Genomic DNA, 14,500 nt, shown 5'->3' with positions numbered 1-14,500 from the left:
CCTCATCGCGTGCGCGACTACGGCGAGCTGGGGCTCTCGACCGCGACGTCGCCCGCGACGATCTGCTCGCGCAGAGCGTCGAGCTCGGCCTGCAGCTCGGGGCTCACGCGGTCGGCGAGGTCGTGGTAGTCGGACAGGCCGACGCCCTCGTTCTCGAGCGTGCCCACGAGCGGCTCGTCGGTGACCTCGCCCGAGTCCACGAGGTCGCCGATCGCCTGCACGACGAAGTCCTGCGTGTTCTTCTCGACCGTCGTGAGCAGCAGCGGGTGGTACTCGTCCGGCAGCGTCTCGTAGCCGTCGGAGTCGACCCAGATCACGAGGGCGCTCGAGCCGGCGTCGAGCGAGGCGAGGAACGCGCCCTCGCCGACCTGCCCTGCGACGGGGAGGATGACGTCGGCGCCCTGCGCGATGAGCGACTGCGCGGTCGCCTGGCCGAGCTGCACGTTCTCGAAGTCGCCCGTGAAGATGCCGTCCTGCGCCTCGACGTCCCAGCCGATGACCTGCACGGCCGTGCCGTGCGCGGCGTTGTACGCCTCGACGCCCTGCACGTAGCCGTCCATGAAGAGCGTGACGGGCGGCTGGTTGCCGCCGCCGAACGTCGCGACGACGCCCGTCTCGCTCACGCCCGCGGCGAGGTAGCCGGCGAGGTAGGAGGCCTGGGCGGTGTCGAAGACGATGGGGCGCACGTTCGCACCCTCGACGACCTCGTCGACGATCGCGAACTGCACGTCGGGGTTCTCAGCGGCCTGCTCGCCGGTCGCGGCGGCGAGCTCGTAGCCGACGGTGAGGACGAAGTCGCAGCCCGTGCCGACGGCGGCCTCGACGTTCGGCGCGAGGTCGGACTCGCTCGTGGACACGAGCACGTTCGCGTCGATGCCGTACTCCTCCTCCGCCTGCTCCATGCCGGCCCACGAGGCCTGGTTGAACGAGCGGTCCTCGAGGCCGCCGGAGTTCGTGACCATCTGGGCGCAGACGTCGCTCGCAGGTCCGGCGCCGGCGTCGCCGCCGTCCTCGGGTGCGGCCTGGCAGGCGGTGAGCGCGAGCGCGACGAGCGCGACGGGCGCGGCGAGACGGAGGGCGGTGCGGGACATCGTGGTGCTCCAGGGTGCGGTGGTGCGGGTGGAAGTCACCATAGCCCGGCAGCATGCGCCCCGGCCGGGATCCGGACGCGCCCGCGACCCCTGACGGGGGACGGGGCACGCCGGGACGACGCGACGCGGGACGGGCTAGAGCACCGTGCCGTTGCCGGATCGGCGGATGGCGTCGACGACCTGCTTGACGCGCTGCGCGTGCTCGGTCGTCGTCACGAGCAGGGCGTCGCCCGTGTCGACGACGACGATGTCGCGCACGCCCACGAGCGAGATGACGCGGTCGGTGGTGGAGACGACGATGCCGGAGGCGCCGTCGGCCAGCACGGTCGCCTTGCCGGAGAGGATCGCGAGCCGGTCGGCGCCGAGGCCGCCGTTGTGCAGCTTCGCGACGGCCGAGAAGTCGCCCACGTCGTCCCAGTCGAAGTCGCCCGGCACGACGACGAGGCCGCCGCGGGCCGCCGCGGGCTCGGCGACCGAGTAGTCGATCGCGATGCGCTTGAGCCGCGGCCACAGGCGGTCGACGGCGGGTCCGCGCGTCGCCTGGTCGTCCCACGCCGCCGCGAGCTCGTCGATCTGCGCCGCGAGCTCGGGCTCCGTCGTCGCGAGCTCGGCGAGCAGCACGTCGGCGCGGGCGATGAACATGCCGGCGTTCCAGAGGAAGTCGCCGGAGGCGAGGTAGGTGCGCGCGTCCTCCGCGCTCGGCTTCTCGACGAAGCGCACGACCTCGGTGACCCCCGGCGCCTCGGCGATGCCCGCGGGCTCGCCCGCCTGGATGTAGCCGAAGCCGATCGCGGGCTCGGTGGGCGTGATCCCGATCGTCGCGATCTTGCCGGTGCGCGCGGCCGCGACCGCGTCCGTCACGGCACGGCGGAAGCCGCGCTCGTCGGCGATGACGTGGTCGGCGGCGAACGAGCCGACGACGACGCCCGGCTCGCGCCGCTCGAGGATGGCCGCGGCGAGCAGCACGGCGACGGTCGACTCGCGCGGCTCGGCCTCGAGCACGATGTTCGCGTCGGTCAGCGCCGGCAGCTGCGCCTCGACGGCGGCGCGGTGCGCCCTGCCGGTCACGACCATGACGCGCTGCTCGCCGGCGAGCGGCGCGAGGCGCTCGAACGTCGACTGCAGCAGCGTGCGGCCGGATCCCGTGAGGTCGTGGAGGAACTTCGGCGCATCGGCGCGCGACAGCGGCCAGAGCCGCGAGCCGACCCCTCCTGCGGGGATGATGCCGTAGAACCCGTCGATCGTCATGCACGCGACGCTATCGGCCCGCGCCGCAGCGCCCCTGACCGACGCGAGGCGTTCACACGGCATCCATGTGCGATGCCTCCGGCCGTCATCGGCGATGCCTAGCGTCGGGCACGTGCGGATCGAGCGCGTCGCCATCGTCACCGAGAGCTTCCTCCCGACGGTCAACGGGGTGACCTCCTCCGTCATCCGGGTGCTCGAGCACCTGCAGTCGACGGGCAGGCAGGCAATGGTCGTCGCACCGCGCTGCGGCGCCCCGACCCAGCTGCACGGCGCCCCCGTGTTCGAGGTGCCGTCGTTCGCGTACCGCGAGTTCCCCGTCGGCATGCCGAGCCCGCAGCTGCACGGCCTGCTGCAGCGCTTCCGGCCCGACGTCGTGCACGCGGCCTCGCCGTTCCTGCTCGGCGGGCAGGCCATCGCGGAGGCGCGGCGCATCGGCGTGCCGTCGGTCGCGATCTACCAGACCGACATCGCGGGCTTCGCGCGCCGCAACCGCCTCGGCGCGGGTGCGCCGATGGCGTGGAAGGTGCTGCGTCGCATCCACAACCAGGCCGACCGCACCCTCGCGCCCTCGTCGTCGTCGATCGCCGACCTCGCCGCCGCCGGCGTCGAGCGCGTCGAGCACTGGGCGCGCGGCGTCGACCTCGACGCCTTCCACCCCGACCACCGCGCCGGCCCCGCGGCGCTCGCCCTGCGCGCCCGGCTCGCGCCGCGCGGCGAGACGATCGTCGGCTACGTCGGTCGCGTCGCCCCCGAGAAGGGCCTCGAGCGGCTGCGCGCCCTGCAGGGCATGCGCGGCATCCAGGTGGTCGTCGTCGGCGACGGCCCCGGCATGGCTGCCGCCAGGCGCGCGCTCGCACCGCTCGGCGCCACCTTCCTCGGGCAGCTGACCGGCGCGCCGCTCGCCGCGGCCTACGCCGCGCTCGACGTCTTCGTGCACACGGGCGCCGAGGAGACGTTCGGCCAGACGCTGCAGGAGGCGGCCGCCGCCGGCCTGCCGGTCGTCGCGCCTCGATCGGGCGGCCCGATCGACCTCGTCGACCACGGCGTCACGGGCTTCCTCTACGAGCCCGACTCGGCCCGCGCGCTGCGCGACGCGGTGCGCACGCTCGTCGACGCCTCGACGATGCGCGCGCGCATGGGCGAGGCGGGCAGGCGCCGCGTGCTGCAGCGCACGTGGCCGCGCGTGTGCGACGAGCTGCTCGCGCACTACGAGGGCGCCCAGCGGCACGCGCTGCGCGGCGCGACGGCCACGCCGGCCATCGCCTGACCGGGTGGGCCGGCACGGCTCGGTCTGCGCGGCTCACCCTGCGCGGCCGCCTCGTCGGCTACGCGACGGCGCGGCCGCCGTTCGTGATGCCTCCGGCGGTCGTCCCCGACGCGCCCATGCCCGCGAGGATCGACGCCGTCCTGCCGGTCCCGCGCGCCTCGAGCGCCTGCCGGTAGAGCGTGCCGGCGCGGTACGACGAGCGCACGAGCGGGCCGGACATGACGCCCGCGAAGCCGATCTCGGTCGCGGCCTCCGCGAGGTCGGCGAACGCGGCGGGCTCGACCCAGCGGTCGACGGGGTGGTGCCTCGGCGACGGGCGCAGGTACTGCGTGATCGTGATGAGGTCGCAGCCCGCCTCGTGCAGCGCGTGGAGCGTGTCGAGCACCTCGGCGTCGGTCTCGCCCATGCCGAGGATGAGGTTCGACTTCGTCACGAGCCCCGCCTCGCGGCTCCAGCGCAGCACGTCGAGGCTGCGCTCGAACCGGAAGCCCGGGCGGATGCGGCGGAAGATGCGCGGCACGGTCTCGACGTTGTGCGCGAAGACCTCCGGACGCGTGGCGAAGAGCTCCTCGAGCAGGTGCCGGTTGCCCGTGAAGTCGGGCGCGAGCATCTCGACGCCCACGCCGGGGTTCGCCTCGTGGATGCGGCGCACCGTCTCGGCGTACAGCCAGATGCCCTCGTCCTCGAGGTCGTCGCGGCACACGCCGGTCACGGTCGCGTAGCGCAACCCCATCTGCCGCACCGACTCCGCGACGCGCATCGGCTCGAGGCGGTCGAGGAGGGCGGGCCTGCCCGTGTCGATCTGGCAGAAGTCGCAGCGACGCGTGCACTGGTCGCCACCGATGAGGAACGTCGCCTCGCGGTCCTCCCAGCACTCGTAGATGTTGGGGCAGCCCGCCGACTGGCAGACGGTGTGCAGGTCCTGCTCCTCGACGAGCGCCGTGAGCGCCGTGTACTCCGGGCCCATCCTCGCTCGCGTCTTGATCCACGGCGGCTTGCGCTCGATGGGCGTCTGCGCGTTGCGCACCTCGAGGCGCAGCAGCCTGCGCCCCTCGGGTGCTCGCGCGGGCCCGCCCGCGTCGACGACGGCGCCGTCCGGTCCTGCGCAGCTCATGCGGCCTCCCCCTCGGCGACGACGACGCTCGGATGCGCGGATGCGACCGGCGGATGGACGGCGGCGACGCCGAGGGCGAGCAGCGCCTCGGCGAACGCCTCCCCCACCGCCTCGACGCTCGGCGCGCGCCCGAGCTCGGCGGCGATCGACGTGACGCCCGCGTCGGCGATGCCGCACGGCACGATGCGCGCGAAGGCGGCGAGGTCGGGATCGACGTTGATCGCGATGCCGTGGGTGCTGACGCCGCCCGCGACGCGCACGCCGACCTGCGCGACCTTGCGGTCGCGCGACCAGGGCGAGCCGTCGCCGAGCAGCCAGACGCCTGCGCGGCCGCGCACGCGCTGCACGTCGAGGCCGAGCGGACGCAGCGTGGCGAGGATCGCCTCCTCGAGCCTGCGCACCCAGTCGACGACGCCGAGCTCGCCGATCGCGACGATCGGGTAGGCGACGAGCTGGCCGGGGCCGTGCCACGTGATGCGGCCGCCGCGATCGACCTCGACGACCCGCGAGCCGTCCGTCGGCAGGTCCGACGGCTGCGTGCTCGTGCCCGCCGTGTAGACCGAGGCGTGCTCGAGCAGCAGCAGCGCATCCTCGCCGCCGGCGGCCACCTCGTCGTGGAGCAGGCGCTGCTGCGCCCATGCCGTCTCGTAGTCGACCTCCCGGCCGAGCCGCATCACTCGCATGGCTCGACGATAGCCCTTTCTGCACTCGGTGCGGAAAAAGGATCTCGGACGGGGTCCGACGCGCCGTGGCGACGGCCAAGAATCACGGATCTTGCCGTGGGGGTGGCGGACGACCCCTTCCCTGCGGCGTAGGATGAGAGACGCAATCCGCTCGAACGAGACTCGTGAGGAGGGACCGCGTGACCAGCTCCCGCACCCCGACCCTCGCCGATCCCAAGCCGGGGCGCGTCCGCATCACGGGGACGCTCTACCGCGGCAACGAGGGCATGTGGTCGTGGGTCCTCCACCGCATCTCGGGCATCGGCATCTACTTCTTCCTCCTGGTGCACGTGCTCGACACGTCGCTCATCCGCGTGAGCCCAGAGGCCTACAACGCCGTCATCGCGACGTACAAGAACCCGATCATGGGGCTCGGCGAGGTCGCACTCGTGGGCGCCGTCGTGTTCCACGCGATGAACGGCCTGCGCATCATCGCGGTGGACGCCATCCCCGCCGCGACGCGCATCCAGCGCATCCTCTTCTGGGTGGTCATCGCGGTCGTCATCGTCCTGATGGCGGGCTTCACGCCCACGCACCTCATCAACGTCTTCGGGGAGCACTGATGACCGCCACCGTCGAGAGCCCCCGGACGCCGTACGCGTACCCCGCGCGCTCGACGGGCCGTCGCGGCCCGAACCTCGAGAAGGCCGGCTGGATCTTCATGCGCGCGTCGGGCGTCGTGCTCGTCGTGCTCATCTTCGGCCACCTCGCCTACAACCTGCTGTTCACCCCCGGCGGCATCCAGGCCATCGACTTCGGGTTCATCGGCGGCAAGTTCGCGAACCCGCTGTGGCAGTGGTGGGACGTCGTGATGCTCTGGCTCGCGGTCCTCCACGGCTCGAACGGCATGCGCACGATCGTCAACGACTACGTGCACCGCGAGGGCCTGCGCCGCATCGCGCTCGGCGCCATCGCCTCGAGCGCCTTCATCCTCATCGCCCTCGGCACGCTCATCACGTTCACCTTCGACCCGTGCCCCACGGGCGTCGAGGCCGAGCTGCTGCCGTCCTTCTGCGCGACCCGCTGATCCAGGAGTCCCACCACCACATGACCGAGTCGACCGTGTCCGACGGCATCCACTACCACCAGTTCGACGTCGTCATCGTCGGCGCAGGCGGCGCAGGCATGCGCGCAGCCATCGAGGCGGCGCCGCACGCCTCGACCGCCGTGATCACGAAGCTCTACCCGACGCGCTCCCACACGGGTGCCGCGCAGGGCGGCATGGCCGCGGCCCTCGCCAACGTCGAGGACGACAACGCCGAGTGGCACACGTACGACACCGTCAAGGGCGGCGACTACCTCGTCGACCAGGACGCCGCCGAGATCCTCACGCGCGAGGCGATCGACGCCGTGCTCGACCTCGAGAACATGGGCCTGCCGTTCAACCGCACGCCCGACGGCAAGATCGACCAGCGTCGCTTCGGCGGGCACACGCGCGACCACGGCAAGGCGCCCGTGCGTCGTGCGTGCTACGCCGCCGACCGCACCGGCCACATGATCCTGCAGACGCTCTACCAGAACTGCGTCAAGCACGGCGTGAACTTCTTCAACGAGTTCTACGCCCTCGACCTCGTCATGACCGAGGTCGACGGCGTCAAGCGCGTCGCGGGCGTCGTCGCGTACGAGCTCGCCACGGGCGAGATCCACGTCTTCCAGGGCAAGTCGGTGATCTTCGCGACCGGCGGCTTCGGCAAGATCTTCAAGACGACGTCGAACGCGCACACCCTCACGGGCGACGGCGTGGGCATCATCTGGCGCAAGGGCCTGCCGCTCGAGGACATGGAGTTCTACCAGTTCCACCCGACCGGGCTCGCTGGCCTCGGCATCCTCCTCACCGAGGGTGCCCGCGGCGAGGGCGCCATCCTGCGCAACGCCTCGGGCGAGCGCTTCATGGAGCGGTACGCCCCCACGATCAAGGACCTCGCGCCGCGCGACATCGTCGCGCGCTCCATGGTGCAGGAGGTGCTCGACGGCCGCGGCGCCGGCCCGCACAAGGACTACGTCTACCTCGACTGCACCCACCTGGGCGCCGAGGTGCTCGAGACGAAGCTGCCCGACATCACGGAGTTCGCACGCACCTACCTGGGCGTCGACCCCGTGGTCGAGCGCGTGCCCGTGTACCCGACGGCGCACTACGCCATGGGCGGCATCCCCACGAACAACGACGCCGAGGTCCTCAGCGACAACGACACCGTCGTGCCGGGGCTCTACGCGGCCGGCGAGTGCGCGTGCGTCTCGGTGCACGGCTCGAACCGCCTGGGCACGAACTCGCTGCTCGACATCAACGTCTTCGGCAAGCGCGCGGGCAACAACGCCGTGACGTACGCCAAGGGCGCCGACTTCGTGCCGCTGCCGGACGACGCCGCGGACGGCGTCGTGGGCTGGCTCAAGCAGCTGCGGGCGTCGACGGGCACCGAGTCGGTCGCGCAGATCCGCAAGGAGCTGCAGGAGACGATGGACCGCAACGCGCAGGTCTTCCGCACCGAGGACACCCTGAACGCCGCGGCGGCCGAGGTGCGCGACCTGCGCACCCGCTACCTGGGCGTCGCGGTGCGCGACAAGGGCAAGCGCTTCAACACCGACCTCCTCGAGGCCGTCGAGCTGGGCTTCCTGCTCGACCTGGCCGAGGTCCTGGTCGTGTGCGCGCTGAACCGGAAGGAGTCGCGCGGCGGGCACATGCGCGACGACTTCCCGAAGCGCGACGACGTGAACTACATGCAGCACACGATGGCGTACCTGTCGGGCGATGCCCACTCGTCGGAGTCGGATGACCACATCCGCCTCGACTGGAAGCCCGTGCGCAAGACGATCTACGAGCCCACCGAGCGGAAGTACTAGCGATGGCGACGCACGAGGACGAGCAGCACGACCCCGAGACGGTCCGACAGGACGCCGTCGAGCAGGGCGACCCCCAGGCGCAGGCCGAGGAGGCCGCCGACCAGACGACGACCGACGGGCAGTCGGTCTCGCCGTCGGAGCCCGGCACCGCCATCGGCGGCGAGGTCGCCGCGGGTCCCGAGACGACCGGTGGCGAGCCGGTCCCGGATCCCGCGCCGCCGGTCGAGCCCGAGCCGGTCGAGGAGCCGCAGTCGTTCACGGTCACCCTGAACGTCCGTCGCTACGACCCCGAGGTCGATGACGAGCCCAAGTGGGTCGACTACGACGTCGAGATGTACCCGACCGAGCGCATCCTCGACGCCCTGCACCGCATCAAGTGGGAGCAGGACTCGACGCTGGCCTTCCGCCGCTCGTGCGCCCACGGCGTGTGCGGCTCGGACGCCATGCGCATCAACGGCCGCAACCGCCTCGCGTGCAAGGCGCTCATCAAGGACTTCGACACCTCGAAGCCCATCTACGTCGAGGCCATCAAGGGCCTGCCGCTCGAGAAGGACCTCATCGTCGACATGGAGCCGTTCTTCGACTCCTTCCGCGAGATCCAGCCCTTCCTGCAGGCGACGGGCAAGCCCGACAAGGAGCGTCACCAGACGATCGCCCAGCGCGAGCGCTTCGACGACACCACGAAGTGCATCCTGTGCGCGGCGTGCACCACGTCGTGCCCCGTGTTCTGGACCGACGGGCAGTACTTCGGCCCGGCCGCGATCGTGAACGCGCACCGCTTCATCTTCGACAGCCGCGACGAGGCGAGCCAGGTGCGCCTCGACATCCTCAACGACAAGGAGGGCGTGTGGCGCTGCCGCACGACCTTCAACTGCACCGACGCATGCCCGCGCGGCATCGAGGTGACGAAGGCGATCGCCGAGGTCAAGGCCGCCATGACGACGGGCCGCGTGGTCTGACGACCCGCGACCGCTGAGACGGCTCGGAGGCTCGCGCCTCCGGGCCGTCTCGCGTCCCACCGTTCGATCCCCAGGAGCAGCATGTCCGCACCCGCCCGCCGCGTCCGTCCCGTCCACGTGCTCGAGGTCCTCGAGGTCGAGCGCCGGTCGCCGCACGTCGTCCGCGTCTGGGCGGGAGGCGACGGCGTCGCGGCCTTCGCCGGCAGCGAGCAGACCGACCGCTACGTCAAGCTGTGGTTCGCCCGGCCGGAGCTCGGCCTCGAGCCGCCGTACGACGTCGAGGCGCTACGCGCGACGCTGCCGGCCGACGACCTGCCTGTGACGCGCACGTACTCGGTGCCCGTCGTGGAGGCCGACCGCGTCGCGATCGACTTCGTCGTGCACGGCGACGTCGGCATCGCGGGCCCCTGGGCGCTCGCGGCGCGGCCGGGCGACCGGCTGGCGTTCTCGGGCCCGAGCGGCGGCTACCTGCCCGACCCGGACGCCGACGCGCACCTGCTCGCGGGCGACGAGTCGGCGCTGCCTGCCATCTCGGCGGCGCTCGCGTGGCTCGTCGAGCATGCCCCCGCCGCCGTGGGCACCGCGTACGTCGAGGTGACGGACGCCGCCGACGAGCTGCCCGTCGCGGCCCCTGCGGGCGTCGACGTCGTCTGGCTCCATCGCGGCGCCGCCGTCGCGCCGGGCTCGTCGTCCGTGCTCGCCGACGCCGTCGCGCGGCACGCGTTCGTCGACGGTCGCACGCAGGTCTTCGCGCACGGCGAGCGGGAGGCGATGAAGGCGATCCGCGACGTCGTGCAGCAGCGCGGCATCCCGCGCACCGACCTGTCGCTGTCGGGCTACTGGGCCGCGGGCCGCACGGAGGACCGGTTCCAGGCCGAGAAGCGCGAGCCGATCGGGCAGATCCTCTAGACCCGCCCGCGGCATTCGTCAGTCGATCGAGTAGTCAGCCGGCTGTCAAGCCCGCGCGGCGTCGGCGTCGCAGCAGTAGCGTCGTGAGCATGGCCACCGACGCACGCCCGGCATCCTCCCCCACGACGCTCGATCGCGTCCGCGCGATCCTCGTGCTCGTGGCCGTCCCCGCCACGCTGCTCGGCGCCGCGCTCGGCTCCGGCCTGCTGGGCGGCGGCACGGCCGAGGGCGTCGGCGAGGGTGCCTTCGCCGCGAACGCCACGCCGCTCGCGCCCGGCGGCCCGGCGTTCTCGATCTGGTCGGTCATCTACCTCGGCCTCGCGCTCTACGGCATCTGGCAGGTGCTCCCCCGCAACCATGCCGACACCCGCCAGCGGCGCATGGGCTGGCTCGCGCTGGCCTCGATGGTGCTGAACGCGGCGTGGATCGTCGCGAGCCTCATGGACGCCGTCGCGCTCACGGTCGTCATCATCGTCGCGCTGCTGCTGTCGCTCATCGCGATCTTCGAGGTGCTGCGCCGCGTCCGCCCCGCGACGCTCGTCGAGACCGTCGTCGTCGACGGCACCTTCGGCCTCTACTTCGGCTGGGTGTGCGTCGCGACGGTCGCGAACGTCGCCGCATGGCTCGCCGACATGGGCCTGCGCATCGAGGAGTTCGCGATCCCCGCCTCCATCGTGCTCGCCGTCGTCGCCGCCATCGGCGTCGGCGTCGCCATCCGCGGCCGCGGTCGCATCGGCCCGATGCTCGCGATCGTCTGGGGCGTCGCGTGGATCGCGATCGCCCGCGCGACCGACGAGCCCGCCTCGATCGCCGTCGCCGTCGTCGCCGCCATCGTCTGCGTCGTCGTCGCCGCGACGACCATCGCGGTCCGCGTGCGCGGCCATCGTCGTCCCGCCCGCGCCATCGCCTGATCGCGCCGACGCGTTCCCCGGACAGCGCGCTCGAAGCCCGCTGCGCCATGCTGGTGCCGTGACCGACGCGACGATCGCCGCCCTCGAGCGGCTCGAGGCGCTGCGGCGCGCGCTCGAGGAGACGCGGCTGCCGTTGGCCGTCGAGGGCGTGGACGCAGCGCGCGACCTGCGCAGACGAGCGCTCGCGCAGATCGACGACTACGTCGAGCCGCGGCTGGCGAACCTCGACGCGCCCCTGCTCGCGGTCGTCGGCGGCTCGACGGGTGCCGGCAAGTCGACCCTCGTCAACGCGATCGTCGGGCTGCCCGTGACGCGCACGGGCGTCATCCGCCCCACGACGCGCCAGCCGATCCTGCTGCACGCGCCGTCGGATCGCGGATGGTTCGCCTCGACGCGCATCCTGCCGGAGCTCGCGCGCATCACGGGCACGGTGCGGCAGACGCCCCAGCCCGCGTCGGCCGCGGGCGACGAGCCCGACGCGACGCGCATCGGCTCCGTCGTGCTCGTCGGCGACGAGCGCGTGCCGGCCGACCTCGCGATCGTCGACGCCCCCGACCTCGACTCCGTCGCCGACGAGAACCGCGCCCTCGCCGGGCAGCTGCTCGCCGCCGCCGACCTCTGGCTCTTCGTCACGACCGCCAACCGCTACGCCGACGCGGTGCCGTGGGCGGCGCTCGACGACGCGGCCGGCCGGGACGTGACGGTGGGCGTCGTGCTCAACCGCGTGCCGGCGTCGTCCGCGGGCGAGGTCGAGGACGACCTGCGCCGCATGCTCGGCGAGCGCGGCCTCGGCGCTGCCCCGATCTTCACCGTCGTCGAGTCGCCGCTCGACGAGCTCGGCATGCTCGCGCCGGACGCGGTCGCCGCCATCCGCGGCTGGCTGGTGGGCATCGCGGGCGACCGCGCCGAGCGCGCCCGCATCGCCGGCCGCACCCTCGCGGGCGCCGCGTCCAGGCTCGCCGCGACGACGCGGGAGGTCGCCGTGGCGCGCGCTGCGCAGGTCGCGGCCGCCGACGAGCTCGACCGCATCGTGGCGACCCGCTACGACGACGCCGCCGACCGCATCCACGCCGCGACGAGCGACGGCACGCTGCTGCGCGGCGAGGTGCTCGCCCGCTGGCAGGACTTCGTCGGCACCTCCGACGTCTTCCGCACGATCGAGGGCTGGTTCTCGCGCACCCGCGACCGCGTCGGCGCCTTCCTGCAGGGCCGCCCCGCGCCCGTCGTGCAGGTGGAGACGGCGATCGAGCACGGGCTGCACGCCGTCGTCGTCGACGAGGCGGGCGGCGCCGCGGGCGACGCGTGGCAGCGCGTGCGCGCGACGCAGGCGGGCAGGCAGCTGACGGCCGGCGTCGACCTCTCGCGCGAGGGCGACGACGTCGCCGGCCGCACGTCGCGGCTCGTGCGCGAGTGGCAGGCCGCGCTCGTGCAGCGCATCTCGGACCAGGCCGGCGACAGGCGCGTCAAGGCGCGCGTCCTCTCGCTCGGGCTCAACGCCGTCACCGTCACGCTCATGGTCATCGTCTTCGCGTCCACCGGCGGGCTCACCGGCGGCGAGCTCGCGATCGCGGGCGGCTCGGCGGTCGTCGGCCAGAAGCTGCTCGAGACCGTCTTCGGCGAGGACGCCGTGCGCCGCATGGCGAAGGACGCGCGCGACGACCTCGACGAGCGCGTGCGCGCGCTGCTCGCCGAGGAGGCCGCGCGGTACGCGCCGCTGCTGGATCCCGTGCGCGAGGGCGCGAGCGCGACGGACCTCGAGGATGCGTCGCACGCGCTCGAGCGTGCGATGGCCACGGTCGCGACCGAGCCGCTCGACGAGCCCGAGGCGCGCGCGTGAGCCTCGACGCCTCGCTCGACGCGCTCGAGGACGCCGCGGAGCTCGGCGTCGGCCGCATCGACGACGCCGACGTCGACGCCATCCGCGCCGTCCTCGCCGGCGCGGCGTCGCGGCGTGCGCTCTCGAGCGAGCACACCGTCGTGGGCCTGTTCGGCGCGACGGGATCCGGCAAGTCGTCGCTGCTGAACGCCGTCGTCGGGCAGGAGCTCGCGCGCGCGCACGTGCGCAGGCCGACGACCTCCGAGCCGCTCGCCGCCGTGTGGGGCGCCGAGGGCTCCGACGCGCTGCTCGACTGGCTGCAGGTCACGGACCGCCGGCACGTCGACGAGCCCTTCGCCGGCGACGCGTCGCTGTCGCTCATCCTGCTCGACCTGCCGGACTTCGACTCGGTCGCGCCCGAGCATCGCGCGATCGCCGAGCGCCTCGCCGGGCAGGTCGACGTGCTCGTGTGGGTCGTCGATCCGCAGAAGTACGCCGACGCCGTGCTGCACCACGCGTTCGTCGCACCGCTGCGGTCGCACGGCGCCGTCACGGCTGCCGTGCTCAACCAGGTCGACCTCCTGCCGGCGGGCGCCGTGCCCGACGTCGTCGCCTCCCTGCGCGGGCTGCTCGCCGCCGACGGGCTCGCGGACGTGCGGGTGCTGCCGGCGAGCGCCACCACCGGCGAGGGCATCGAGGCCGTCCGCGCCGTCGTCGCCCGCTTCGCGCGCGACCGCGCCGCTCGGTCCGCCCGGCTCGCCGCCGACGTGGCGAGCGCTGCCGCGCGACTCGACGCCCCGGCCATCGCGCCCGAGGTGCCCGCGGCGGACCGCGAGCGTCTCGTCGACGGGCTGTGCGCGGCCGCGCGCGTCGACGTCGTCGCGCAGGCGACCGGTGCGTCGTACCGCAAGCGCGCCGGTCAGGCGACCGGCTGGATCCTCACGGCGTGGCTGCTGCGGCTGCGGCCCGACCCGCTGCGCCGCCTGCACCTGCTCCCCCAGCGGCGGCCGCGCGACCGCGACGCCGACCTGCACCGCACCGCCCTGCCGACGCCGTCGTCCGCCGAGCGCGCGCAGGCGTCGCTCGCGGTGCGCGGCTACGCCGACGCCGCGGCGGCCGGCCTCGGCGACGGCTGGCGCGCCGCGGTGCTCCAGGCGGCGAACGACGCCCTGGCGATCGTGCCCGACGCGCTCGACCGCGCCGTCGCCCGCACCGACCTCGGCGCACGCGGCTCGTGGTGGTGGATCGTCCTCGCGATCGTGCAGTGGATCGCGCTCGGCACCGCGCTCGTCGGCGTCGGCTGGCTGCTCGCCGCCGCCCTGCTGCCGCTGTGGGGGCTGCCCGGCCCCGAGGTGCCGCTCGAGCAGGGATGGCCTGTGCCGACGCTGCTGATCGCCGCCGGCGTGCTGCTGGGCATCCTCGTCGGGCTGCTGGGCGCCGGGCTGGGCGGCGCGATCGGTGCCGCGCGCCGTGGGCGGGCGCGCAGACGCCTGCGCCGCGCCGTCGCCGAGGTCGCGCGCGTCGACGTCGTCGAGCCGATCGTGCTCGAGCGCGACCGCGCGGTGATGTTCGCCGACGCCGTGCGCCGCGTGCGCGGCTGACGCCCCGGGCCGCGCCTGCGACGA

Annotated in this window: 13 protein-coding genes; 9 read left to right on the top strand and 4 right to left on the bottom strand. The window is 73.6% G+C overall.

Annotation, left to right across the window (positions count from 1 at the left end):
- Window positions 1–17: 17 nt before the first annotated feature.
- Together ABD249_RS03005 and ABD249_RS03000 are read right to left on the bottom strand one after the other, a co-directional pair.
- On the bottom strand, window positions 18–1,091 hold the full coding sequence (locus tag ABD249_RS03005; RefSeq protein ID WP_344340150.1) for a BMP family lipoprotein: 1,074 nt from the start codon (window positions 1,089–1,091) through the stop codon (window positions 18–20).
- Between the two features lie 135 nt (window positions 1,092–1,226).
- Entirely contained in the window at window positions 1,227–2,339 is a 1,113-nt protein-coding gene (locus ABD249_RS03000; RefSeq protein ID WP_344340149.1) for a mannose-1-phosphate guanylyltransferase, read from the bottom strand.
- A gap of 112 nt (window positions 2,340–2,451) precedes the next feature.
- On the opposite strand from ABD249_RS03000, the gene ABD249_RS02995 reads away from it, so the two are divergent.
- Window positions 2,452–3,606, top strand: a complete 1,155-nt coding sequence (locus ABD249_RS02995) for a glycosyltransferase family 4 protein (RefSeq protein ID WP_344340147.1) — start codon at window positions 2,452–2,454, stop codon at window positions 3,604–3,606.
- A 58-nt stretch (window positions 3,607–3,664) separates the two neighbouring features.
- Here ABD249_RS02995 and ABD249_RS02990 read toward each other — a convergent pair whose 3' ends face one another.
- Entirely contained in the window at window positions 3,665–4,720 is a 1,056-nt protein-coding gene (locus ABD249_RS02990) for a lipoyl synthase (RefSeq protein WP_344340144.1), read from the bottom strand.
- Window positions 4,717–5,403 (bottom strand): lipoyl(octanoyl) transferase LipB, encoded by a 687-nt coding sequence (lipB, locus tag ABD249_RS02985; protein WP_344340143.1) that lies wholly within the window; start codon window positions 5,401–5,403, stop codon window positions 4,717–4,719. The genes ABD249_RS02990 and lipB overlap by 4 nt, the downstream gene beginning before the upstream one ends.
- Window positions 5,404–5,582: 179 nt before the next feature.
- Between lipB and sdhC the strand changes: the two genes are divergently transcribed.
- The 8 genes from sdhC (at window position 5,583) to ABD249_RS02945 (ending at window position 14,476) form a co-directional block, all read left to right on the top strand.
- Entirely contained in the window at window positions 5,583–6,005 is a 423-nt protein-coding gene (gene sdhC / locus ABD249_RS02980) for a succinate dehydrogenase, cytochrome b556 subunit (RefSeq protein WP_344340141.1), read from the top strand.
- A complete protein-coding gene (sdhD, locus tag ABD249_RS02975) occupies window positions 6,005–6,469 on the top strand; it encodes a succinate dehydrogenase, hydrophobic membrane anchor protein (protein ID WP_344340139.1) in 465 nt (154 codons plus the stop codon). Before sdhC ends, sdhD begins: the two co-directional genes overlap by 1 nt.
- 20 nt (window positions 6,470–6,489) lie before the next feature.
- Window positions 6,490–8,280, top strand: a complete 1,791-nt coding sequence (gene sdhA / locus ABD249_RS02970) for a succinate dehydrogenase flavoprotein subunit (RefSeq protein WP_344340138.1) — start codon at window positions 6,490–6,492, stop codon at window positions 8,278–8,280.
- 2 nt (window positions 8,281–8,282) lie between these two features.
- Complete coding sequence (locus tag ABD249_RS02965; RefSeq protein WP_344340136.1) at window positions 8,283–9,239, top strand: succinate dehydrogenase iron-sulfur subunit; 957 nt, start codon at window positions 8,283–8,285, stop codon at window positions 9,237–9,239.
- Window positions 9,240–9,320: 81 nt separating this feature from the next.
- Window positions 9,321–10,148 carry a siderophore-interacting protein gene (locus tag ABD249_RS02960; RefSeq protein ID WP_344340134.1) on the top strand — a complete coding sequence of 276 codons (828 nt, stop codon included), beginning with the start codon at window positions 9,321–9,323 and terminating at the stop codon, window positions 10,146–10,148.
- Window positions 10,149–10,237: 89 nt separating this feature from the next.
- Window positions 10,238–11,059: a TspO/MBR family protein gene (locus tag ABD249_RS02955; protein ID WP_344340132.1), complete on the top strand. Its 822-nt coding sequence runs from the start codon at window positions 10,238–10,240 to the stop codon at window positions 11,057–11,059.
- A 58-nt stretch (window positions 11,060–11,117) separates the two neighbouring features.
- Complete coding sequence (locus ABD249_RS02950; protein WP_344340130.1) at window positions 11,118–12,896, top strand: dynamin family protein; 1,779 nt, start codon at window positions 11,118–11,120, stop codon at window positions 12,894–12,896.
- Window positions 12,893–14,476 carry a GTPase gene (locus tag ABD249_RS02945; protein WP_344340128.1) on the top strand — a complete coding sequence of 528 codons (1,584 nt, stop codon included), beginning with the start codon at window positions 12,893–12,895 and terminating at the stop codon, window positions 14,474–14,476. The genes ABD249_RS02950 and ABD249_RS02945 overlap by 4 nt, the downstream gene beginning before the upstream one ends.
- The last annotated feature ends 24 nt before the right edge of the window (window positions 14,477–14,500 follow it).

The organism is Agrococcus versicolor, from assembly GCF_039531815.1.
Taxonomy (GTDB): domain Bacteria; phylum Actinomycetota; class Actinomycetes; order Actinomycetales; family Microbacteriaceae; genus Agrococcus; species Agrococcus versicolor.
The sequence above is the reverse complement of the archived record's forward strand: the minus strand, read 5'-3'. Positions and strand labels throughout refer to the sequence as shown.

Bases quoted from the DNA above. Each gene is read 5' to 3' on its own strand.
- ABD249_RS02960 (WP_344340134.1), top strand. From the start codon at position 9,321: ATGTCCGCACCCGCCCGCCGCGTCCGTCCCGTCCACGTGCTCGAGGTC.
- sdhA (WP_344340138.1), top strand. From the start codon at position 6,490: ATGACCGAGTCGACCGTGTCCGACGGCATCCACTACCACCAGTTCGAC.
- ABD249_RS02990 (WP_344340144.1), bottom strand. From the start codon at position 4,720: ATGAGCTGCGCAGGACCGGACGGCGCCGTCGTCGACGCGGGCGGGCCC.
- lipB (WP_344340143.1), bottom strand. From the start codon at position 5,403: ATGCGAGTGATGCGGCTCGGCCGGGAGGTCGACTACGAGACGGCATGG.
- sdhD (WP_344340139.1), top strand. From the start codon at position 6,005: ATGACCGCCACCGTCGAGAGCCCCCGGACGCCGTACGCGTACCCCGCG.
- ABD249_RS03000 (WP_344340149.1), bottom strand. From the start codon at position 2,339: ATGACGATCGACGGGTTCTACGGCATCATCCCCGCAGGAGGGGTCGGC.
- ABD249_RS02955 (WP_344340132.1), top strand. From the start codon at position 10,238: ATGGCCACCGACGCACGCCCGGCATCCTCCCCCACGACGCTCGATCGC.
- ABD249_RS02965 (WP_344340136.1), top strand. From the start codon at position 8,283: ATGGCGACGCACGAGGACGAGCAGCACGACCCCGAGACGGTCCGACAG.
- ABD249_RS03005 (WP_344340150.1), bottom strand. From the start codon at position 1,091: ATGTCCCGCACCGCCCTCCGTCTCGCCGCGCCCGTCGCGCTCGTCGCG.